20 protein-coding genes are annotated in these 22638 nt (G+C 36.9%); 12 read left to right on the top strand and 8 right to left on the bottom strand.

All coding sequences use genetic code 11. The features are described 5' to 3' along the window. Positions 1-3: 3 nt before the first annotated feature. Both ACFSKV_RS04130 and ACFSKV_RS04125 read right to left on the bottom strand, forming a co-directional pair. On the bottom strand, positions 4-1149 hold the full coding sequence (locus ACFSKV_RS04130; RefSeq protein ID WP_380800593.1) for a methionine aminotransferase: 1146 nt from the start codon (positions 1147-1149) through the stop codon (positions 4-6). A 6-nt stretch (positions 1150-1155) separates the two neighbouring features. After that, positions 1156-2439 (bottom strand): APC family permease, encoded by a 1284-nt coding sequence (locus ACFSKV_RS04125; protein WP_380800592.1) that lies wholly within the window; start codon positions 2437-2439, stop codon positions 1156-1158. Between the two features lie 371 nt (positions 2440-2810). Between ACFSKV_RS04125 and rocF the strand changes: the two genes are divergently transcribed. The 8 genes from rocF (at position 2811) to ACFSKV_RS04085 (ending at position 10196) form a co-directional block, all read left to right on the top strand. Then, positions 2811-3761, top strand: a complete 951-nt coding sequence (gene rocF / locus ACFSKV_RS04120) for an arginase (protein WP_380800591.1) — start codon at positions 2811-2813, stop codon at positions 3759-3761. Positions 3762-4042: 281 nt separating this feature from the next. Then, complete coding sequence (gene argS, locus ACFSKV_RS04115; RefSeq protein ID WP_380800590.1) at positions 4043-5833, top strand: arginine--tRNA ligase; 1791 nt, start codon at positions 4043-4045, stop codon at positions 5831-5833. A gap of 1 nt (position 5834) precedes the next feature. Then, positions 5835-6416, top strand: a complete 582-nt coding sequence (locus ACFSKV_RS04110) for a glutathione peroxidase (RefSeq protein ID WP_380800589.1) — start codon at positions 5835-5837, stop codon at positions 6414-6416. A gap of 78 nt (positions 6417-6494) precedes the next feature. Beyond that, on the top strand, positions 6495-7406 hold the full coding sequence (locus ACFSKV_RS04105; protein WP_380800588.1) for a 1,4-dihydroxy-2-naphthoate polyprenyltransferase: 912 nt from the start codon (positions 6495-6497) through the stop codon (positions 7404-7406). 71 nt (positions 7407-7477) lie between these two features. Next, positions 7478-8329, top strand: coding sequence for a universal stress protein (locus ACFSKV_RS04100; protein ID WP_380800587.1), 852 nt, complete (start codon positions 7478-7480; stop codon positions 8327-8329). 1 nt (position 8330) lies between these two features. Next, on the top strand, positions 8331-8687 hold the full coding sequence (locus ACFSKV_RS04095) for a translation initiation factor (protein WP_380800585.1): 357 nt from the start codon (positions 8331-8333) through the stop codon (positions 8685-8687). 49 nt (positions 8688-8736) lie between these two features. After that, the gene (locus ACFSKV_RS04090; RefSeq protein WP_380800583.1) at positions 8737-9453 is read left to right on the top strand and encodes an SGNH/GDSL hydrolase family protein; all 717 of its coding nucleotides are present in this window, start codon (positions 8737-8739) and stop codon (positions 9451-9453) included. Between the two features lie 137 nt (positions 9454-9590). Beyond that, complete coding sequence (locus tag ACFSKV_RS04085; RefSeq protein ID WP_380800582.1) at positions 9591-10196, top strand: hypothetical protein; 606 nt, start codon at positions 9591-9593, stop codon at positions 10194-10196. Positions 10197-10208: 12 nt separating this feature from the next. Here the strand turns inward: ACFSKV_RS04085 and ACFSKV_RS04080 are convergent, their stop codons facing one another. Further along, a complete protein-coding gene (locus tag ACFSKV_RS04080) occupies positions 10209-11195 on the bottom strand; it encodes a GSCFA domain-containing protein (protein WP_380800581.1) in 987 nt (328 codons plus the stop codon). 93 nt (positions 11196-11288) lie between these two features. Between ACFSKV_RS04080 and gldC the strand changes: the two genes are divergently transcribed. After that, complete coding sequence (gene gldC / locus ACFSKV_RS04075) at positions 11289-11633, top strand: gliding motility protein GldC (RefSeq protein ID WP_380800580.1); 345 nt, start codon at positions 11289-11291, stop codon at positions 11631-11633. Positions 11634-11945: 312 nt separating this feature from the next. Beyond that, positions 11946-14954 carry a TonB-dependent receptor gene (locus ACFSKV_RS04070; RefSeq protein WP_380800579.1) on the top strand — a complete coding sequence of 1003 codons (3009 nt, stop codon included), beginning with the start codon at positions 11946-11948 and terminating at the stop codon, positions 14952-14954. 241 nt (positions 14955-15195) lie between these two features. Here the strand turns inward: ACFSKV_RS04070 and ACFSKV_RS04065 are convergent, their stop codons facing one another. Next, a complete protein-coding gene (locus ACFSKV_RS04065; protein WP_380800577.1) occupies positions 15196-16485 on the bottom strand; it encodes an MgtC/SapB family protein in 1290 nt (429 codons plus the stop codon). Positions 16486-16733: 248 nt separating this feature from the next. Beyond that, entirely contained in the window at positions 16734-17144 is a 411-nt protein-coding gene (locus ACFSKV_RS04060) for a GNAT family N-acetyltransferase (RefSeq protein ID WP_380800576.1), read from the bottom strand. Between the two features lie 131 nt (positions 17145-17275). On the opposite strand from ACFSKV_RS04060, the gene ACFSKV_RS04055 reads away from it, so the two are divergent. Further along, positions 17276-17686, top strand: a complete 411-nt coding sequence (locus tag ACFSKV_RS04055; RefSeq protein ID WP_380800574.1) for an OsmC family protein — start codon at positions 17276-17278, stop codon at positions 17684-17686. Positions 17687-17736: 50 nt separating this feature from the next. On the opposite strand, the gene ACFSKV_RS04050 is transcribed toward ACFSKV_RS04055, so the two are convergent. From ACFSKV_RS04050 to ACFSKV_RS04040, 3 genes are all read right to left on the bottom strand, one after another. Then, positions 17737-18354, bottom strand: coding sequence for a potassium channel family protein (locus ACFSKV_RS04050; protein WP_380800572.1), 618 nt, complete (start codon positions 18352-18354; stop codon positions 17737-17739). A 90-nt stretch (positions 18355-18444) separates the two neighbouring features. Next, the gene (locus ACFSKV_RS04045) at positions 18445-19992 is read right to left on the bottom strand and encodes a cation:proton antiporter (RefSeq protein WP_380801377.1); all 1548 of its coding nucleotides are present in this window, start codon (positions 19990-19992) and stop codon (positions 18445-18447) included. 110 nt (positions 19993-20102) lie between these two features. Further along, positions 20103-20939: a universal stress protein gene (locus ACFSKV_RS04040; protein ID WP_380800571.1), complete on the bottom strand. Its 837-nt coding sequence runs from the start codon at positions 20937-20939 to the stop codon at positions 20103-20105. Between the two features lie 213 nt (positions 20940-21152). Between ACFSKV_RS04040 and ACFSKV_RS04035 the strand changes: the two genes are divergently transcribed. After that, positions 21153-22637, top strand: a complete 1485-nt coding sequence (locus tag ACFSKV_RS04035) for a potassium/proton antiporter (protein ID WP_380800569.1) — start codon at positions 21153-21155, stop codon at positions 22635-22637. The last annotated feature ends 1 nt before the right edge of the window (position 22638 follow it).

The raw sequence follows: 22638 nt of genomic DNA, 5'->3' as shown, positions 1-22638 counted from the left end.
TCTTCAAAATTTGACTTTAGCCAATAATTCCAGACCCTTTTCCAAAACCTCATCATCTTTGGCGAAGCAGAATCTTAATAATTTGTGGTCTAATTTATTATGATAAAACACAGAGACAGGAATACTGGCCACCCCATTTTCTTTGGTAATTCTTATTGCAAGATCGAAATCACTTTCATTGGTCAAATGACTGTAGGACACCAATTGAAAAAAGCTACCCTGGGCTGGTGTGAATGAAAAAGCTGTTTCTTTCAAACCTTCACAAAATAAATCCCTTTTCCTTTCGTAAAATTCATTTAAATACATATACCTGCTAGGATCTTCCAAAAAATCAGCTAAAGCGTATTGCATAGGTGTAGACGTACTGAAAGTAACAAATTGGTGGATTTTCCTAAATTCTGTTGTTAATTCCTTTGGAGCAAGACAATAACCAATTTTCCATCCTGTAATATGGAAAGTCTTTCCGAAAGAACCACAGGCAAATGTTCTACTTTTCAATAATTCATGGGAAAAAAGAGGAAGGTGTTTTCTTCCATCAAAGGTAATATGCTCATAAACCTCGTCACTTATGATGAAAATTTCCTTATCTTTTATCAATTCGGCAAGTATTTCCAGATCATTTTGGGTCCAAACATATCCACAGGGATTATGGGGACTGTTGATCATGATCAACCTTGTTTTTTCTGTTATGGCTACTTTGACCTTTTCCCAATCTACAGAAAAATCAGGAAGCTTTAGGGGAACATAGACCGGTATGCCTCCATTTAATTCTACAGCAGGAGCATAGCTGTCATAGGCTGGTTCAAGCAAAATCACTTCATCTCCTTTCCTTACTACAGCTGTCACCGCAGAAAAAAGGGCCTCAGTTGCACCGGAAACAACGGTAACCTCCGATTCCGCTTCAAATTGAACACCATAGACTTGCTTGGTTTTTTCAGCAATCCTTGCTTTCAATATCGGAACTCCGCTCATAGGAGCATATTGATTGAAACCTCTACGCATATATTCACTGACCAAATCCCGTAAATAAGGATAACAATCAAATCCCGGATAACCCTGGGAAAGGTTGATGGCATTGTAATCTGATGCCATTTTTGACATGATAGTAAATATAGTCGTCCCCACATGGGGTAATTTGGAAGCAATCATAAGCTACTATTCAGTAATTTTCTTATCAAACAAAAATACAATAAAACCTATAAAAATGATCCCGAGTCCAAAAAGGCTTTCCATAGGTCTGTCGTATAACATAAATACCATAATCCATATGCTAAATATGATATAAATTATCTGTAGCCATGGTTTAAAGGGACTACGGAAACCCTCTGCTTTTTTCAAGGCCAATGAGGCGGAAATGGTCAAAGTACCCATGAGTTGCAATACAAATCCGGCATACAAAAGCACCGCCTCAAAGGAACCTGAAAACATAAGAATCAAACTGATACCTGTATTGAACCAAATTGCTCTAACAGGAACTCCACTTTGATTTGTAATAGCCAAAGGACGCCAAAACCTAAACTCCTTAGCCATCGCATTGGTGATTCTTGGACCAACCCAGGTATATCCACTGATGGTCGCTATTAACTGTATACCTATAAATAGACTTACCCAAAATACTCCTTGATTGCCAAATAAATTCCCAAAAGCCAGCGTGGCTACCTGTACTTTACCTGATAACTGCTCAATACTGGCATGTTTGAGCATGACGAGTTGAATGAATATGTAAAGAACCATTACCAGAAATGTGGCAGAAATGAGTGCCTTGGGAAGGTTTTTCCTTGGCTTCTCAATCTCTTCCACTATGTATGCAGCTGAATTCCATCCTGTATAGGCATAAAAAACAAAAATCATGGATACAGCAAAACCAGGTGAAATAATTTCTCTTGTCCAAGAGGATCCAAAATCATAACTGCTTACTGCTAAGGCAGATGCATAGGCTGTTCCGATAATTATCAAAGATAAAATAAATAATAATTTAATGGTGGTCAGGATATTTTGGGCAAATCCTGATTGAGAAACAGAAATGGAATGGACCATACTCATCAAAAGAATGGAACTGACCCCAAGAGTCAGACTGTTTTTATATCCAATTAAAGGCTCCCAATATTGTACCATAGCCATTGCAGCAATAGCGATAGGTGCAGAAAAACCAACCGTAAGTGATATCCATGCATATAGATAGCCTGCCAAAGGATGAATTGTTCTTGAAAGAAATATGTAATCCCCGCCTGATTTTTTGAAGTGGGTACCCAATTCCGCATATATAAATGCCCCGATCAGAGCCATTACACCTCCAATTGACCATAACAAAATAATACTCCAAGTATTTTGGCTTTCTGCTACCTGAAAACCTAAACTTGTGAATACTCCAGTACCTACCATGTTTGCAATCACCAAACTGGCAGCCGTCTTCCACCCTATCTTATCTTTGATTTTCAAGTGCTCGAAGTTTAATTAATGGATTTTTTCAGGTCTTGTTAAAAAGCACCTCATTTTTTATCCAATGTAATTAAAAATGCAAAATTTTTACATCAGGTGTTTTTGTGATTTCTTTATTCTAAAAAATAAAAATCTCCTCTCTCCCATACCCTCTCATATAAGGACACTTGATCATTAAAAAGCAAAATGCATTAAATTTAAATCAAGCACTGAGTCTCAGAATTTAAGTTCTGCACTTTTTGTTTTGAATATTTCTAATTAGTAATTGGTCATTGGGAATTCTTAGCCATTTCTTTCAACTTGTTTGTTGGGCTTCAAATAGCTACTTTTGCGCCACTTTAGAGCTGAATTAAAATAAACCCAATCCGACAATGAGAAACATTAAGTTAGTGGAAGTACGCTCGGAAATTGCTGCAGGCACCAGAGGGGCAAGCTTAGGAATTGATGCCTTAAAAATTGCCAGCCTGGATAAAACGTCTGACTTTTTTACCAAATTTGACCCTATAAATGTACAGGATGCAAATAATTTCCTTTGGAAAGGTAATAAGCATCCCCATGCCAAATATATAGATGGCGTTTACCAGGTGCTGAAAAACGTTTACAGCACCATTGAGTCATTGAGATTAGAAAAATTATTCCCCATAGTACTGGCAGGGGATCATTCAACCGCAGCAGGAACCATCATGGGAATTAAAGCAGCTGACCCGGAAAAACGCCTTGGTGTCATCTGGATTGATGCCCATGCTGATTTACATACCCCCTACACAACCCCTTCCGGAAATATGCATGGCATGCCACTTGCCATGTGCATACAAACCGACAATTTTGAGTGCCAGGTCAATGATCCTTCTGAAGAAACCAAACAATATTGGGAAAAAATAAAAAAAATAGGAGGAGATTCCCCAAAAATCAAGGCCGAGGATATTGTGTTTATTTCGGTTAGGGATACAGAAGAACCTGAAAATTATTTAATGAAAAAACATGGAATAAAAAATTTTACCACTGAAGAAGTCCGGAAGCTTGGAGTGGGAAAAGTGGCGGAAATGGCGCTTGAGATGTTGAAGGATTGTGACCAAATATACATTTCTTTCGATGTAGATAGTTTGGATTCCTCCATATCTGTGGGAACGGGTACACCTGTTCCGAATGGACTTACAGTAGAAGAAGCGCTGGCACTGAATGAGGAACTAATAAAGGATAAAAGGGTATGCTGTTGGGAAATTGTTGAAGTTAACCCCACTTTAGATACTGAAAACTTAATGGCTGAAAATGCTTTCGATATTCTTGAAGCCACTACCAAATCTTTAGTGGACAATTTTTAACAGAAAATCAATTAGCCTCAAAAAAAACAAATCAGGCATGCGTCTGTCAATAATTTTCCAATTCTTAAGCTTAAAAAGGTTTATTTAACTTTACATTAGGCGGTTTAAAAAGATTAACCGCAAAGGATACAAAGATCAGAAATCAGGAAATAATTGATAGATCCTGTATTATTCCAGGATCAATAGTAGAAAATTGAAATTGGGGTCAAAAAAACATTGCGCTCTTGGCGGTTTGAATGAAAATTTTAAAATCTTTGTACCCTAAGCTGAGTTAATATAGAATGAATCTTGAAGAACAAATAATATCAACCCTACAACAAGCTTTCAAAGAACTCTTTGATCATGAAATTGGGATCAATGAACTTTCTCTCCAGCCTACAAGGAAAGAATTTGAAGGCACCTATACTTTTGTGGTTTTTCCCTTTTTGAAAGTTACCAAACTCAACCCTGAAGCATCAGGTACTAAATTAGGGGAATTCCTTCAATCCAACTGTAAATCGGTTGAGGGGTACAATGTGGTCAAAGGATTTTTGAATATTTCTGTAAATGAAACTTCCTGGCTGGGTGTATTCAAAAATCTTTACACCAAACCTCAAATTGGCCAGTTCCCTTCCAATGGAAAAAAGGTAATGGTGGAATACTCCAGTCCTAACACCAATAAGCCGCTTCATTTGGGCCATTTGAGAAACAATTTTCTCGGTTTTTCGGTCTCTGAAATCCTCAAGGCGAATGGATATGAGGTAATTAAAGCCAACCTTGTCAATGATAGAGGAATCCATATCTGTAAGTCCATGGTGGCATATAAACACTTTGGGAACGGTGAAACTCCTGATTCTTCTGGCATAAAAGGTGATCATCTGGCAGGAAAATACTATGTAATTTTTGACAAAGAGTACAAAAAGCAAACCCAGGAATTGATCGAAAAGGGCCAAAGTGAAGAAGATGCCAAGAAAAACGCTCCCCTTATGTTGGAAGCCCAGGAAATGTTGCGCTTGTGGGAAGCTGGGGAAAAGGAAGTGGTAGACCTTTGGAAAACTATGAATTCATGGGTTTACGATGGATTTAATGTGACTTATAAAAAAATGGGGGTTGATTTTGACAAGTTCTATTATGAGTCTGACACTTATCTTTTAGGTAAAAATATTGTGGAAGAGGGTCTTGAAAAAGGCGTATTCTTCAAAAAAGAAAATGGTTCTGTGTGGGTTGATCTAAGTGAGGAGGGTCTGGATGAAAAATTGGTACTAAGGGCAGATGGCACCTCTGTTTATATTACTCAGGATATGGGAACCTGCGAACTTAAGTACGAGGATTTCAGGTTTGATAAATCAGTTTATGTGGTAGGAAACGAACAGGATTATCATTTCGATGTGCTGTTTAAAATCATGAGAAAACTTGGAAGACCCTATGGGGATGGCCTTTACCACCTTTCTTACGGTATGGTCGACCTTCCATCAGGAAAAATGAAATCCAGGGAAGGCACAGTCGTTGATGCCGATGACCTTATGCAGGAAATGATAGAAACTGCTGCTTCCCACACCAAAGAATTGGGGAAAATTGATGGATTCACCCCTGAACAGGCTGAGGAATTATATGAGATTTTGGGCATGGGGGCATTAAAGTATTTCCTGCTGAAAGTTGATCCAAAAAAGAGAATGCTCTTCAATCCACAGGAATCCATAGAATTTCAGGGAAATACAGGCCCTTTTATTCAGTATTCCCATGCCAGGATTGCCTCCATTTTAAGGAAGGCGGATCAGATTGACATCAATTACGGTTCAGATGCCTTGGAGGGTCTGGAAAATCTGGAAGATGCAGAAAGAGAACTGATTGTTATTCTCAACGAATTTGAGAAAAAAATCCATACTGCTGCAGAAGAATATTCCCCTTCAGTCATTGCTCAATATATGTTTGATTTGGCAAAAGAATACAATAGATTTTATGCTGAATTGCCTATCTTCAATGAGAGAAACATTAAAGTACAATCGTTTAGAATTGCACTTTCCTCTTTAACCGCCAAAACAATCAAAAGAGGAATGCAGTTGTTAGGTATAAAAGTCCCAGATAGAATGTAATATGAAAAAACTATTATTTGTGCTTGCGGTCATCGCATTTGCATGTACCTCAAGCGTACAAAAACAAAACCCTCAAAACATCACTTCCTTAGATCAACTGATCATGCAAAAGTCAATCTATGATTTTAAAATGAAAGACATCAATGGTAACGAAGTGGATTTTTCCCAATATAAGGGAAAGAAACTCTTGTTGGTAAATGTGGCTTCTAAATGTGGCTATACCCCCCAATATGAAGATCTGCAAAAGTTACACGAAACCCATGGAGAGAAAGTAGTCATTATTGGATTCCCGGCGAATAATTTCGGTGGGCAAGAACCAGGAACCAATAAGGAAATCAAACAGTTTTGCTCTGAAAATTATGGGGTAACTTTCACCATGATGGACAAAATCTCAGTTAAGGGAGCAGACAAAGATCCCTTATACAGATGGTTATCTGACAAAGATTTGAACGGCTGGAATGATAAAGAACCTTCCTGGAATTTCTGTAAATACTTTATCAATGAAAAAGGAGAATTGGTGAAATTTTTCCCTTCATCGGTTAAACCAATGGATGAGGAAATTTTGAAATTGGTTAACGCCTAATTCCTCCTTACTTTGAATCAGACCTGCACTCCTTAGGGAGTCAGGTTTTTTTGTTAGTTTTATTGCAAAAATTGAGCTGTGGACGTCACCATTTCCAACAAAAAACAGGCATGGTTACATGCCGTCAGGTTAAGAACCTTACCATTGGCCTTATCCAGCATTTTAATGGGATCCCTTCTTGCTGCCAACAGCAATAATTTTAGGTGGCATGTCTTTATTTTGGCGGCTTTGACGACTATTTTTTTACAGGTACTTTCCAACCTATCCAATGATTATGGTGACAGTATACATGGCGCAGACAGCGAAGATAGGAAGGGGCCTGTCAGGGCTGTACAATCCGGAATGATTGAGCTTTCAGAAATGAAAAGGGCAATTGTTATTCTTTCTGCCTTATCCTTATTTTCCGGGCTCTCTTTGTTGTACTTTTCTTTACAGGATTGGAAGCTTTTCTTCTTATTTCTTGGCTTTGGGATTCTGGCCATTTGGGCAGCTATAACCTATACTTCAGGTAAAAATCCCTATGGATATATGGGGCTTGGCGACATATCCGTTTTTCTGTTTTTTGGTCTCCTTGGTGTTGCCGGAACTTATTTTCTTCATAGTATGGATTTATCTGTTGAGGTTTTTTGGCCAGCCATATCCTTGGGATGCTTCAGTACTGCAGTCCTAAATATCAATAATATAAGGGACATTGAATCCGACAAAAAAGCAGGCAAAAAATCTATCCCGGTCAGGATTGGAAGGAACAAAGCCATTCTTTATAACTGGATTTTGCTCTTAGCCGGAAATATCTCCCTACTGCTATTTGCCTTGACAAATGAGGCTGAAGGAAGTATGTTGGCATTTCTTACTTTACCCTTGATGATTTTCATTGGCAAATCCGTTCAAATAAAAAAGGAAGCCCATGAATTGGATCCTTATCTAAAAAAAATGGCCATATCCACTTTAATGTGGGTGATTTTGTTTGGTATAGGACTTTTATTTTTTTGATTATTTATGGTGGTTTTTATTCGGATTGATGGATTTTTTGTATTTTCCAACATCAATCAAAACCCGAAGATATGAAAACCATTCTTGTACCTTATGATTTTTCAAAAGAATCAGAGTATGCCTTTGAATTTGCAAAAGGACTTGCAAAGAAAACAAAAAACAAATTGAAACTTTTCCATGTCATTGAGTTGCCTACACCACAGAGTTTTAATTCATTCGGAGAAGCTGGGGCTTTTAGTAATGAGGGTACCCAGATTTTTATGATAGAACTCATTGAAAAAAGAAAGCAGCAAATGAAGGAATTTGAGGAAGCATTTAAAGACTCGGATTTTAAATTTGAATCCAAAATGGCATTTGGCAATCCATTTGCCGGAATTGCAAAAGAAATAGTTGACATAAAAGCAGACCTTGTGGTCATGGGCAGTAAAGGTTCTTCCGGTCTGGAAGAGGTGCTCATTGGAAGCAATACAGAAAAAGTGGTAAGAAATGCTGCCTGTCCTGTAATTACCATTAAAGGATCTGTGACACCGGATGACATCAAAAAAGTGGTCTTCGCAAGTGATTTCAATGAAGTTCCAGGAGATGTAGTCAAAAGATTAAAAACTGCCATAGAAACAATTGATGCGGAATTACATTTGGTCAAAATCAATACGCCAAGTATGTTTGAAAGCACTCGGACTTCTATGGAAAAAATCAACAATTTTATTGAGGATTTTGAAATAAAACCTACTTCCATGATGGTCTATAACAGTTCTTCGGAAGAAGATGGCATTTTGGAATATGCAGATGATATCAACGCTGACATGATTGCTATGTCCACACATGGCCGCACAGGATTCCTCCATTTGTTGAGCGGAAGTATTGCAGAAGACGTAGTAAATGCCGCCAAAAGACCTGTATGGACCATGAAATCGAAAAAATAACATGGGTAAAAAAAAGAATAATGACTGGAAAAAGCGGGATGGAGTAGTTTATTCTACCAGTCAGGACTTTGATTATCATACAGAAGAAGATTTTGAAATCCTAACCCTACCTCCACAGCAACAAAACCTAAAGGTATTGCTGGACAAAAAATCAAGGGGAGGCAAACAGGTAACTTTAATTGAGGGCTTTATTGGGACAGAAGATGACCTCAAAGAGCTGGGAAAGTTTCTCAAAAATAAATGTGGGGTTGGAGGAAGTGCCAAAGATGGAGAAATTCTCGTTCAGGGTGACCATCGGGATAAAATTGTGCAAATACTGACCCAGGAAGGGTACAAAGCAAAAAAATCAGGGGGTTGAATTTTCATCCCCTTTGTTTTTTTTAAAATCCAAATCAAAAAAATCCAATATGTGGAACAGATTGTTTTATTTTTTAGAATTGCTTTCATTACTGCCCATTCTTCCAGTTCTATATGACCAGGGTAAAAAGGTAAGGAACAAAATCTCAAAACTTACAGCCTATTCCAATTTTTTGGTTTTCAAAAGTGATATTGAGGAATCATCTATTCTTATCCTTGGGGAGTCAACCGTAGCTGGCGTAGGTGCAAGTTCCCCCAGTCATACCATTTCACACCATGTATTTAATCAATTGAAAAAAAAACATTCCGTGTATAACCTGGGAAAAAATGGCCTTAGAGCAGAAAATCTGAAAAGATTACTATTACACGGAAAACCTGATATCCCTAATAAAATAAATACTGCTGTGTTAATGGTAGGGGCCAATGACTGCTTTAAATTTACTCCTCCAGGAAAATTCAACAAGCATATACTGGAATTTGTGCTGTTCATAAGAGAAGTCCCAGGAGTTGGGGAAATAATTCTCTTCCCTATACCACCTGTTCATCAATTTCCATCACTGCCAAAGATTATCCGGTTTTTTCTTGGTTGGCATAGACGAATTCTGACCAAAGAATTAAGGAATTTAGAGAAAAAAATACCGGAATTGGAATTTGAAAATATCGAGGAAAGCTATCCGCCTGAATATTTCTCAGAAGATGGTATCCATCCTTCCGACCTGGGATATAAATTGCTGGCTGTTGAAATTTCGAAAAAGGTGGCTATTTAAATAGCCACCTTAAGCAGTTAAAAAAATCCCACAAACAACCTTTAGGATCATTGACTTTGCTGCTTTCGTCTTCTGTCCTTTCATTATTATATACGTAAAACAGGGGTACATAGGACTATTTTTAATGACAAAAAACAATGAATAATTATTTAAATTTTACCTTATTGAGAAGTTACCAAATGAGCCTGGCTAAATTATTATCTTTTTTGGGACACCCCCTGCTAATAGGGACTGTATATGTGGTATTAATGAGCTTTGAAAATTTAAGCAACGAAACTGCATGGAAGGTCAGCCTTCTAACTGTGGGGTTCATTCCCCTACCCATTATCATCCATAATCTCAAAAAACTAAGAAAAGGAGAATATTCTAACTTTGATGTATCAGATCAAAAGCAACGCAAAGGTTTCTATCCATTTGCCATTTCCTTATTTATCCTTTTGATGATTATCTTCTACCTATTCGGATTTCCTTGGTCGGTGACAGTCAATACCCTGAATTTTTTAGTCATGATGCTGATCATGGCTTTTATAAACCTTAAAACCAAAGCCTCCTTACATGCCGGGATTTCCTTTTATATCAGTATAAGCCTTATCAGTCTTTCCTTATGGATTGCAATGATGTTTTTTATCCTGGCATTGGGAACCTCTTGGTCCAGGTTAATATTAGGAAGACATTCACTGCAGGAATTGGCCATAGGAATGGGGATGGGTCTGGTTTTTGGCCTTATAAGTTTGCTTTTATAAATTATGCAACTCTCACTTTCCCCTGTGGTGTACCTGTTTTCTTAGGGCATCTATCTCTTTTGAAAAATCAAAATCCTTGCTATATCTATCCAGTTTTTTTTGTAGACCATCCAAAAATTTGATATGGGCAGGACTATCAGGATTGAAGGGTCTATGGTTTAAATCTCTTTTGATAGCCTCGAATTCCTGGATCAGCGTAAAACATTTCGGGTCAATCCAGGTTTGCTTAAACCTTTCCCAAATATATTCCTCCGCTTGTGCACTCGGATGAATCATATCTTCTTTATAAAATCTGTAATCCCTTAATTCATCCATCATTATTTCGTAACTGGGAAAATAATCCACAAATCCATAAGTTTCCGAAAGTTCATGGGCTGCTAACCGTAAAATGGATTTACTCAATTGATTTTCAGAAATTCCATCCTTAATATGTCTCACAGGACTTACGGTAATCAACACCTTGGCCTTTTTATTGAATTGGCTTAATATTTTAAAAAATGAACTGTAAGCTTTAAGTATTTCTTCTTGGTGTAATAATCTTTTTTCAAATAGCCCTGCAGGCTGCTTATGGCAATTGGCTACAACTTGACCGGCATTTCCATACTCATATACCCAAGCCGTCCCAAAAGTGATCAAAATATGGCTGGCTTTTTCCAAAAGCTGCTTTGTCAATCGCTGCTTTTTCTGGATGAGTCTTTCCAAGGAATCCTGAGAATATGCCACTATATCCGAATGCATTCCAAAATGTAGGTAGAGACTGTCCCTGACCAATACCAAATCGGTATTCACCGGCATTTCTAATATTGAATCCTCCATAACTTGCGCAATTGAAAGAGGATTGAACAAGGTACCAAAAGGGTTATTTAAAATCGTAAACTTCCTTTCAGCCAATTTTTCCCCCATTGTGGTAGAAAAACAGGAACCAATGGAAAAAACAGAAGATTTATAATTGATTTTCGATCCTCCTTCAGGTATATCAAATGAAATTGTCCAATGCATGGTTAAAAATAGAAATAAAGCAAATCATTATGGGAACAAAAATGGACAAAAATTTATTTTAACTAGTTTTGCAACGAAATCATCAAATCAATAATGAAAAATTCAGAAATAAAATTCCTTGTCCAGCTAGACGAAAAGAACCTTCCCAAAAACATTCAATGGGATGCAACGGATAAAGAAGACGGTGGCATGGAGACTACCAAAAGTATTAGCCTGAATGTATGGGATAATTTAAACCATAGCACTCTGAGAATTGACCTATGGACCGAAGATATGTCAGTTGTTGAAATGAAAAGATTCTACATTGATATTTTGGGAGGTATGGGACAGTCCATTCTCAACAGTACCGGTGATGAATACATGGCAGAAGAAATCAAAGACCTTTGTGACCGTTTGGTGAAGCATGTGAATGAGGAAAACAAAAAAGCCCAAAAATAAAGAGTGACAACTTCTTTAGTGGTAGGGTATTATTTAAGGTTAAATCCATTAATGAGTGCTTCTAATTGATTACATGGATTTTGGTAGAATCCATGTAATCAAAACTTTACTAATAGCTTGAAATTATTTAATTAAGGATGTTTTTCATTGAATTTGAGCGGGTTTCCTTTTGCGCCAATTTTTTGATTTGATTTTGACAAAATATTTTTTTTACATTTTTGTAGATAATTGGGATTTTATTCTAATTTTCACAATTATTAACATAGTAATGCTTGGCATTTTAAAGAAAAAACAATTAACCCACTATAGCTTATGCAAAAATTTACTAAATGCACAAGACTTGCAATCTTATTGTTGTTTGTCTTAGTTTCCTTTGGTTCCACGCAGGTTTTTGCCCAGACCACTACCATTTCCGGTAAGGTAACGGAAGAATCTACCAAAGAAACCCTTGTTGGGGTGAATATTGTGGTCAAAGGAAGAGTAGTTGGAACCATCACAGACCTGGATGGTAATTTCACCTTAAGGGTGAATCAAGCTCCTCCTCTAACCTTGGTATTTTCAATGATAGGATTTACCACACAGGAAATCACTATCAATGAATCCAATGTTTCTAACCTTCAGGTAATCTTGAAAGAAGCCTCCATATTGGGGCAGGAAATTGTTGTGTCTGCCTCAAGAGTTGAGGAGAGTGTCCTGGAATCTCCTGTGACCATTGAAAGGATGGATATCATCTCTATCAGGGAGGCTCCCCAACCCAGTTTTTACGATGCCCTAAACAACATGAAGGGTGTCGAAATGAGTACCCAATCCCTCACCTTTAAATCTTTCAATACCAGAGGCTTCAATGCCAATGGTAACGTAAGAACCGTCCAGTTGATTGACGGTATGGACAATCAGGCCCCAGGTCTGAATTTCTCGGTTGGTAACATTGCAGGTATTTCTGAACTGGATTTGGAATACCTGGAATTGCTTCCAGGTGCAGCTTCTGCTTTGTATGGGCCAAATGCCATCAACGGCATCTTGTTGATGAATTCCAAAAATCCATTCCAATACCAAGGTTTTTCTGCTCAGGTAAAGACGGGTATCATGGATGAAGGACAAAGAACAAACCCAACCACTGGATTTTATGATTTTGCTGCCCGTTATGCCACTGCTTTCAGCGATAAAGTTGCATTGAAAGTAAATGTAAACTATATCAGGGCGGACGATTGGCAGGCCAATGATTTCAGGGACCAATCCCTATTGAATGGGTCTTCCATTGAAGGAGGTAACAGGCAAAATAACCCTGGATATAATGGGGTAAACACCTATGGTGATGAAACCAATGTGAATATGCAAAGTGTCGCCAATTCCTTGGTCGGTGCAGGTTTACTTCCTTCAGCTGCCCTTCCTCTTGTTCCTAGCACATTCGTTTCAAGAACAGGTTATATGGAAAGGGATTTGGCTGATTACAATACAGAATCCTTGAAATTAAATGCCGCTTTACACTGGAGAATCAATGACAGGGTGGAAGCCATTTTCCAGGGGAATTATGGTGCAGGTACAACCGTTTATACAGGAGCAGACAGATATTCCATCACAGGCTTCAATATTGGACAATATAAAGCTGAATTAAGAGGTGCCAATTGGTTTTTGAGAGCCTATACTACACAGGAGAGATCAGGGGATTCATACGCTGTAGGAATTGCTGCCCAAGGTATCAATGAGGCTTGGAAAACCAGTCAACAGTGGTTTGGAGAATATGTGGGGGCATTTGTGGGTGCCAGATCACAGGGAGCGGATGAAAATACAGCCCATACTGCAGCCAGAGCATTTGCAGATCAGGGAAGATATTTACCGGGTTCTCCCCAATTCAACCAAGCACTACAAGATGTGAGATCCAGGCCTATTCCTGGTAATGCCCAAGGTGTAGGTGCCTTGTTTGTTGATAAGACCAATTTATATCACCTAGAGGGCTCTTACACTTTCAAAGACATCAAATTTGCTGATTTTGTAGTGGGAGCTAATTACAGAAATTACCAATTGAATTCTGAAGGAACCCTATTTGCACTGGATGATGATGGCAATGAATTCAACATCAGGGAATATGGTGGGTATGCACAAGGCAGTAAAAAATTAATTCAGGATAAACTGAAATTAACTGCTTCTGTACGTTATGACAAAAACGAAAACTTTCAAGGACAGTGGTCTCCCAGGGTTTCAGCAGTTTATACTGCCAACAAGATTCATAACTTCCGACTTTCTTACCAGACAGGCTTTAGGATTCCAACCACTCAGGACCAGTATATAGATTTATTGACTCCTCAGGCAAGGTTGATCGGCGGTCTACCACTTTTCAGAGAAAGGTATAATTTCACTGGAAATCCACCGTATGCTTTATCCACCGTTTCTGAATTCGGTGCAGGAGTAGCCGGACTTCTTCAGCCAAATGTTGATCCAGGGGTGTTACAAACAGCAATTACAAGGGCAACGGCAATAGTATTGCAACAAGTTGGAGCAGGTTTAATCCCACCTGACCAAGCACCTGCAGCCATTCAGGCTTTGGTTCCTCAACTTGTGCCGGTTGTAGCGTCTGAAGAAAATCTGGATAAATTAGTACCTTATGAGTTTACAGAATTCAAACCTGAGATTGTTAAATCCTATGAATTTGGTTACAAAGGGCTACTTTTTGACAATAAGCTATTGGTTGATGGTTATTATTACTATAACAGGTTTGAGAATTTCATTGGAGGTCAGATCCTTGTACAGGATGCTTCTGCTGCAGGTGAAGCCGGACCAAATCCAATCACAGGGCTTAACCTAATCGGTGTGGGACCTGGAGGAAGAAATATTTTCTCTATGCCTGTCAACAGAAAAGAGATCATTAAAACATATGGTTGGGCATTAGGATTGGATTACCAACTTCCCAAAGGATATACCTTAGGTGGTAACGTATCTTATAATAAATTGGCAAATATTGAAGACTTACAAGGATTCCAGCCTGCCTTCAATACTCCAGAATACAGGACCAACCTTACATTCGGTAACAGGAACATCAATAACAAAAACATTGGTTTTGCAGTGGCCTGGAGATGGCAGGATCAATTTGTTTGGCAATCTTCCTTTGTTTCACCAATTGTGAGCACCCAACAACTTTCTGTGATGCCTGCCTTCAGCAGCTTGGATGCACAGGTGAGCTATAAGGTGAAAAAGATCAAGTCCATCATCAAACTTGGAGGACAAAACTTATTCAACAGTTCTGGATACCGTCAGGCCTGGGGCAACCCAACCGTTGGAACAACCTACTTTGTTTCCATTACTTTTGATGAATTCCTGAATTAAGAATTTAATCACTCACTAACAACCAACCAAAAACCACCTCGCAAGGGGTGGTTTTTTTTGATTTAGGATTTCGGATTTGGACATAGTGCCAAGTAAAATCAGTACCTCACATTGGAAACTAAGAATTGTAAATCCGAGTTTTTGACTTGATGGAAAATAAGAAATGATAAGTTAGAAGTTTTAGCACTGGCCAATTACAAATGATAAATTACCAATAATTCAGGTATTTAGCCTTCTCTATTTAATTCAAAAAAATAAGGGAAATAAATAAGCTGATTAAAACAACTCCATATCCTATGTAAAGGTCTTTTCTTAATGCAGCACTACCCTTCCAAACGGAAATGCCCATTTTGACCAAAGTATTAGAAATTGTTGCCACAATGACAGCGTTGGCTGCTAAAGGTAAACCGAGGGAAACCCCGGTCAATTTTGATACGGTAATCGTAATAGCATCTATATCCGTGAGTCCTGCAATCCCACTGGACAGGATTATCCCCTTATCACCTAATTGGTCATTGGCATAACTCACTACCAACAAAATTATGGCAAAAATCACCCCGAATGAAAAAGCTCCCTGAAGGTCCAAAGGTTTGCCTAAAGGAATATTTGAAGTAGTTAATTTTTGGTTACTTTCTTTAAAATAAAAATAAAGAGTAACAGCCATACCTATTAAAAAAATGATCAGGATAGCAATGTATATTTCATGGAATAATACCCGGTTAAAAATATAGGTCCAAATAAGAACACGGATAATCATGATAGATGAAGCTGCCAAAATGGCCGTTGCACAGGGATGGGCTATATCTGGGCTTTCCCTGCTTTTTTTGGAAAAAACCCAAGTGATAGCCGTACTGGAGACCAATCCTCCTAAAATACCGCTTAGCAGAATTCCTTTTTGAGTACCTAATAATTTAATCAGAATGTACCCAACAAATCCCAAACCTGAGGTTAAAATTATAACTAGGCCAATTTCACGAGGATTGATAACATCATAAGGACCATAAAATTCATTGGGTAAAAAAGGAAATATTAATAACGTGATGACGACAAATCGTATAAAATCGTAAAACTCTTCCACAGAAATATTGCCTACAATGGAATGCAGTCTGAACTTTGAGGAAAGGATTACCACAGTCACTACTGTTACCATCAAACTGATTTCAATAAACCCTAAAAATGACAAAGAACCTAAGATAAAAACCAGAAGGACAGAAAACTCGGTTGTTGTTCCAATATCACCTTTTGAAGCAGTGACATAATAAGAAATACCTATCAAAATGAATACAGCAATAAAGATCACCAAATAAACAATTGGGGTAAGTAAATAATACATCATGCCCCCCATAAATCCCAATAAAGACACAAAAACCAAGGTTCTGATTCCTACAAAACTTTCAGCCCCTTCTTTTTTAGCCGAATATTCCCTTTCCAATCCAATTATTAAACCAATTCCAATTGCAACCAAAATCCTTATAACAAAATCCGTTTGGGAAAGCTGAAATTGATCAGTATGGATAATTTGGTTTTCCATAGATGCGGAGTAAGTTAGAATTAATCTCAGGAAGAAATACCCTTACCAAAAATACTTAAAACAATTCACTTCAGATAAGAATCACCTTTCTTTATCTGATAATTTTTTGCCCGATTTTCCATAAAATGTTATAAAAGTTCTTCTTTCAGCAAGATCAAAAATCACTATTGCATCTTGGGACTTTTCGGATTTTGAGATTGGAACTTGAAATTTGGATATTGGTAATTGGTAATTGGTAATTGGAAATTTTATTTTTCCCCTTGCTCTGCTGTATTATTCAAAAAATCCTTTGCACGCAGTCTCATCGGAGTTACAGGACCATAAAAATCAAAGGACTCCCCTATTACTTTGCCACCAAATTGAGTTAATAATTTTAAAGTAATATCCCTTGCATCAATATGGATTTCTTCCACTCCTGATTCAAACATTTCATTAAGACTACGGAATGCTAGCCTTTTTCCTAGCCCTTTTCCCCTCCATTGCGGATCAACTGCATACCTCCCCCAATGCCATAACTCTTCTTCTTTCCATGCAATACATAAAGCAATCAAATTATTTTGGCTTATGATACCCCATGAATTTTGGGGATAGATGCTAACAGGAAGATAATCTTCAGGAATTTTCTGTTCAAGAGTAAAAACCTTCACCATTAAATCCATTACCAGTTTTTGGTGGGATTCCGATAAACAAACTATATTTAACTGTGGTTCATACATTCATTAACCAAGATAAAGCTTAAATTTAGGAAGGAAAAATTTATAAAATTCATACCATCAAAAACAATCTTATCATGAAAAGAAAAGCAACAGCCGTTTGGCAAGGAACAGGAAAAGAAGGAAAAGGACATCTTTCCACTGAAACAGGGGTTTTGGACAAAACCCAATATTCTTTCAGTTCCAGATTTGAAGACGGTAAAGGCACCAACCCGGAAGAACTGATTGCAGCTGCACATGCAGGATGTTTTACCATGAAACTCAGTTTTAACCTTACAGGAGCAGAGTTTCCTCCAAAACAACTGACCACTGAATGTATCATTACTTTTGAAGAAGGTACTATCAAGCAATCAAAATTGGTATTGAAAGCAGAAGTAGAAGGAATTTCTGAAGATAAATTTGCGGAATTGGTCAAAGACGCAGAAAAAAACTGTCCAATATCTAGGTTACTGAACACAGAAATTGTGGTGGAATATACTTTGAATTAAAAAGTTACTTAGTACAAGTCAAAAAGATCTTTGAGGGCAGTCTTGCAATCTCAAAGGTCTTTTTGAGTTTTTGAACTTGAAAAAGAAATGAGTTTTGAGATGACTACTGCTGGGTAAATTATCCCAATTGCAGACAAAAAGGTTGAAAGCATTTTTGCCTCCATATTCACCGGATACACATCACCAAATCCTACCGTACTGATACTGGTCAGACTAAAATAAATAAACTCTTTGTAATCCTGGTCATGGCCTACGAATGTTATGTTACCCTGAATGGAGGAACCTTCAAACAATTGGATCAGTTCAAATCCAAAAGCCCCTACCAAGGCTACTGATAAATAAACATTAATTGCTCCAATTATTCGATAGGCATTTACTTCCTGATCTCTAAAAAGCAATCTAATGTTGATAATTATAAACAAGACAAGATTTAGAATAATTACTATCCGCTCGATAGTGTAAAACTCGTACGGATTGTCCCCAAATCGGATAGCTCTCAAAGCCAAATGTAAAGTAAGCATTATCATGGAGGCTATAACAAATCCTTTTTCCCTAGCTGAAAAAATACCTATAAAAAAAAGGGCAATGAACATATAATTTAAAAAAAGAGAATTGTCCTTTTCATTATCAATCAAAATGGGCAATACAAAAACAATTAGCATTAGCATGATTAAAAGTGAACTGAATGAAACATCAGATTCCCAATACTTTTTAGTTTTATGAAAAAATGATACTAATTTCCCCATAATCGCAATCCTTTATTTTTTCTGTATCTGTGGATTTAAATATTCATTAAAGAAATTCGAAGCGGCAAGCTGATATGTTACCAATACCCTGTCAGCACCTAATTCCTCAAGTTTTTTTTGATCCTTTTTATTGAGGGCGGTCAAATATATCTTTCCGCTATACCCCAATCTTCTTAACCTTATTACCATGTGCTCTGCCAACTCTGAATTTGGAACAGTATTAATCACATACCCTACGCTGTTTAATGGAATTAAATTGAAAATATCAGGATCCTCTAAATCTCCAAAAATTACATTTTTCCCTGATTCTCTAAATTTTTTAACCACACTTGGATCAAAATCCACACCAAAATAATTAAGGTCAGGGTTGTCTTCAATTTTTTTTATTATCTCATTTCCAAATCTTCCCAATCCTATAATTAAAATGTTAATTCCATTCAACGAATTTTTTATGATATTTTCCTCATCTTTTAATCCACTTTTTTCAAATATCCTTAAAACTGGGGAAAGAAAACCATAGAGTGAATTTGAATATAAAATCATATAAGTTGATAGTGCAATTGTAATTAAGCCCACCAAAGTTATCAACCCTAAAATTTCTTCATCAATGTGGCCAAGATAAAGGCCTAACCCCGCAAATATTAAGGAAAATTCACTGATTTGCGCTACAGTTAATCCTGCAAAAAATGAAGTCCTTTTGCGATAACCCATTAATCCCATAATGACCAAAACAATAATGGGATTTCCAATTAAGACGAATAATGAAAAAATAATTGCAGATGGAATTTGGGAGCTAATTACAGCTAAATTCAGATTTGCTCCAAGATTAACAAAAAAGAAAAGTAGCAAAAAATCTCTAAGACTAATCAATCTACTACCAATAACATCTTTAAATGGGGATGAAGCAAGTGTGACACCTGCTAGAAATGAACCTACTTCACCACTGAATCCAATCAGGTCACTTACAACGGCAAGAGTAACTGCCCAAGCAATGGAGAATAAGGTTAACAATTCTGTTGATTTTGCTAAAAAAGGGGTAACATGTGGAATAAAATATCTCATTGATATTATTGTTACACCTACAAACAAAACACTGTATAACACTGTCAATCCTATTTCTACGAGAAGGGAGGATTCCCCTGTCCTTCCTAAAGTGGACAAAACAATCATGACCAAAATCACCACCAAATCCTGTACAATAAGAAATCCAATAGCTATTTGGCCATGCAGTGAATCAATTTCCTTTTTATCTGAAAGCAATTTTACAATAATAATGGTGCTTGAAAAAGTAAGGGCTACAGAAATATAAAAACTTTCTAAACTGGAAAACCCAAGGCTTATTCCAATAAAAAAACCGAATAGTGAAGTGAAAAGAACTTGCCCCAAACCCGTCATCAATGCGATTTTCCCAGTAGATTTTATTAAACGCAGGTCCAACTTCAACCCTACTATAAACAATAAAATTGCAATTCCTATCTCTGCTAATAAATGTATATTATCTTTAGAGTGTACGATGTTCAAGAATGAGGGTCCTACGAAAATCCCCAAAAAAATAAACATGACAATCAGGGGTTGTTTTAACAATTGACCAATTCCTCCAAAAAGTGCTGCCAAAAAAAGGATGACAGAAAATTCAAGAAAGGGATTATTAAGTAAACTGTAAAACAAACTCATATAGGCAAAATAATTAAGGGAATTGACCCGTCATAAACCAATTCATTAATGAGAAATTTTCTAAAAAGCTTGTCCTTGAAAGTTCTTCCACCTTTTTGAACCAATAGGATATTGTCATTATGGGAATGAAAAAATGCTTTAACCTGAACAAAAGTATCCTCTCCAGAAAAAACAAAAAACTCTTGGTGAAGGCTGGTGTCTACCTTTTTTATTAAATAATCAAGATAATCTGAAAGGTCTTCAGGGTTGTCCTCCTCTCTTGCAATACTTACCCATTTAATGGAATCCACAGATTTCGGAGCATTTACCAATACCTCTTCCAAAGCCTTTAAATTAAAGGAAAACTCCGGATGGACAGTTATTGTAATTTTCCGTGGGTTAAAGTTTTCCAATTTTTTAGGTAATGCAAAAGTGACCAAATTAAGTTTTTTTATTACTTCATTGACCATACTTCCAATGAATATCTGTTTCATTTTCCCACCACCTTTCAATCCCATAATCAAATAAAATGTCTCATTTTGGGCAGCTGATGAGAGATATTCAACAAGAGAATAGTCCAAAATTTCAAATTGTACCTTAATTTCCTCAGGAAATATTTCATTTTTCAATTGAAACCATTTATTCCATATTACCCTTTTTTGGTCATAAGCAATTTTTAATCTCAAATCATTATTTAATAATGTCGGATAAATAAAATCAAATTGATGAAGAGCTCTAATCTCAAATTCACGGTTTTCAATCCAAGATTTGGCAAACAGCAATTCGGTCTTTGAATACTCTGAAAAATCCAGTAGTACATAAATAATCTGCTTTTTTGTCTTTGAACTAACCATGAAAACAAGATATAAAAATATTGATGAAAAATATAATTTGCATAGGTTTCAAACAATAGAGATTTTAGTTGTCGGAAAAAAAACTCCTTAAAATGGTGTCCCATTAAAAATTTTGAACACCTAATTTCAAAAGAAAGAATTAGTCAATAATCTACTCAGGCAAAATGGATATGGAATATACTTTTATCAACATGACAATAAGAACCTGAATCTATGAACTTAACGATAGAAAATATTCTTTTTGTTGGCTCAATTTTACTTTTCCTGAGTATTTTGGCTGGAAAAACCTCTTATAGGTTTGGAGTTCCTACCCTCATACTATTTCTGGGAATAGGAATGCTTGCTGGTACTGATGGATTGGGAATTGAATTTAACAACCCTACCATTGCTCAATTTATCGGGATTGTTGCACTCAATTTCATCCTTTTCTCAGGAGGTCTGGACACCAACTGGAAGTCAATAAAACCTGTCTTAGGTCAAGGGATTGTCTTGTCTACATTGGGTGTTTTGATTACCGCTATTTCATTGGGAGTCTTTTTTTGGGCCATTTCTGAATTCACAATTTTTGAATCCTTATTGCTAGGAGCTATTGTTTCATCTACAGATGCCGCTGCTGTTTTTTCAATCCTCCGATCCAAAAGTCTTGCCCTAAAATACAAATTAAGGTCAACGCTGGAACTTGAAAGTGGAAGTAATGATCCAATGGCTTATGTGCTGACAATAGCTTTTTTAGGATTGGTGACTAATCCTGATATGTCATTTTTTTCCCTGTTGGCATTATTTTTCCAACAAATGATTTTGGGTGCTGCCCTTGGTCTTGCTTTTGGATGGTTAAGCAAATTGGCCATCAATAAAATCAATTTGGGTTTTGAAGGACTTTATCCTGTCTTGCTGATTTCTTTGATGTTCATCACATTTTCTTTCACTGATTTTTTAGGTGGAAATGGTTTCCTTGCTGTATATCTTTGTGCAGTATACCTTGGAAATCAGGATTTTATCCATAAAAAAACAATATTGAAATTATATGATGGATTGGCTTGGTTGATGCAGATAGTTTTGTTCCTAACTTTAGGATTGCTGGTCAATCCAAATGAAGTAATCCCTTTGGCAGGAATTGGTTTGGCGGCATCTCTTTTTCTGATTTTTGTAGCAAGACCTTTGGGGGTTTTTCTTTCTCTAATACCTTTCAAAATGAAAAATCGAAGGAGATGGTATATCTCTTGGGTTGGACTTCGTGGAGCTGTTCCCATTGTATTTGCAACTTATCCTTTAATTGCTGGTATTGAAAAAGCACCCTTGATTTTCAATATTGTGTTTTTCATTTCAGTTACCTCCGTTTTGATTCAAGGAACAACCTTAACAAAGGTGGCTGATTTGCTAAAAGTTTCCTTACCTGAAAAAGTAAAGCCCCGCTCTCCCCTGGATACATTTTTACGTGAAGGTCCTAAAACAGCCATGGTGGAAATACAAATCCCTGAAAATAACCCTATTGTAGGCAAAAAAATCCTTGAGTTGGGATTTCCCAAAAATGCCATCATTGCCATGTTGAAGAGATTAGATAAGTACCTAACCCCAAATGGTACAACAGAAATTTTAGGAGGAGACACTTTGATTGTTCTTGCAGATTCCTATGACAACCTTAAAGGTGTCTACGAAGTATTACATCTACCAATTCCTGATTTTCATGATGAAGATTAAA

It is taken from the genome of Shivajiella indica (genome assembly GCF_042683085.1).
Lineage (GTDB): Bacteria > Bacteroidota > Bacteroidia > Cytophagales > Cyclobacteriaceae > Shivajiella > Shivajiella indica.
This window is presented reverse-complemented; position numbering and strand designations above follow the sequence as displayed.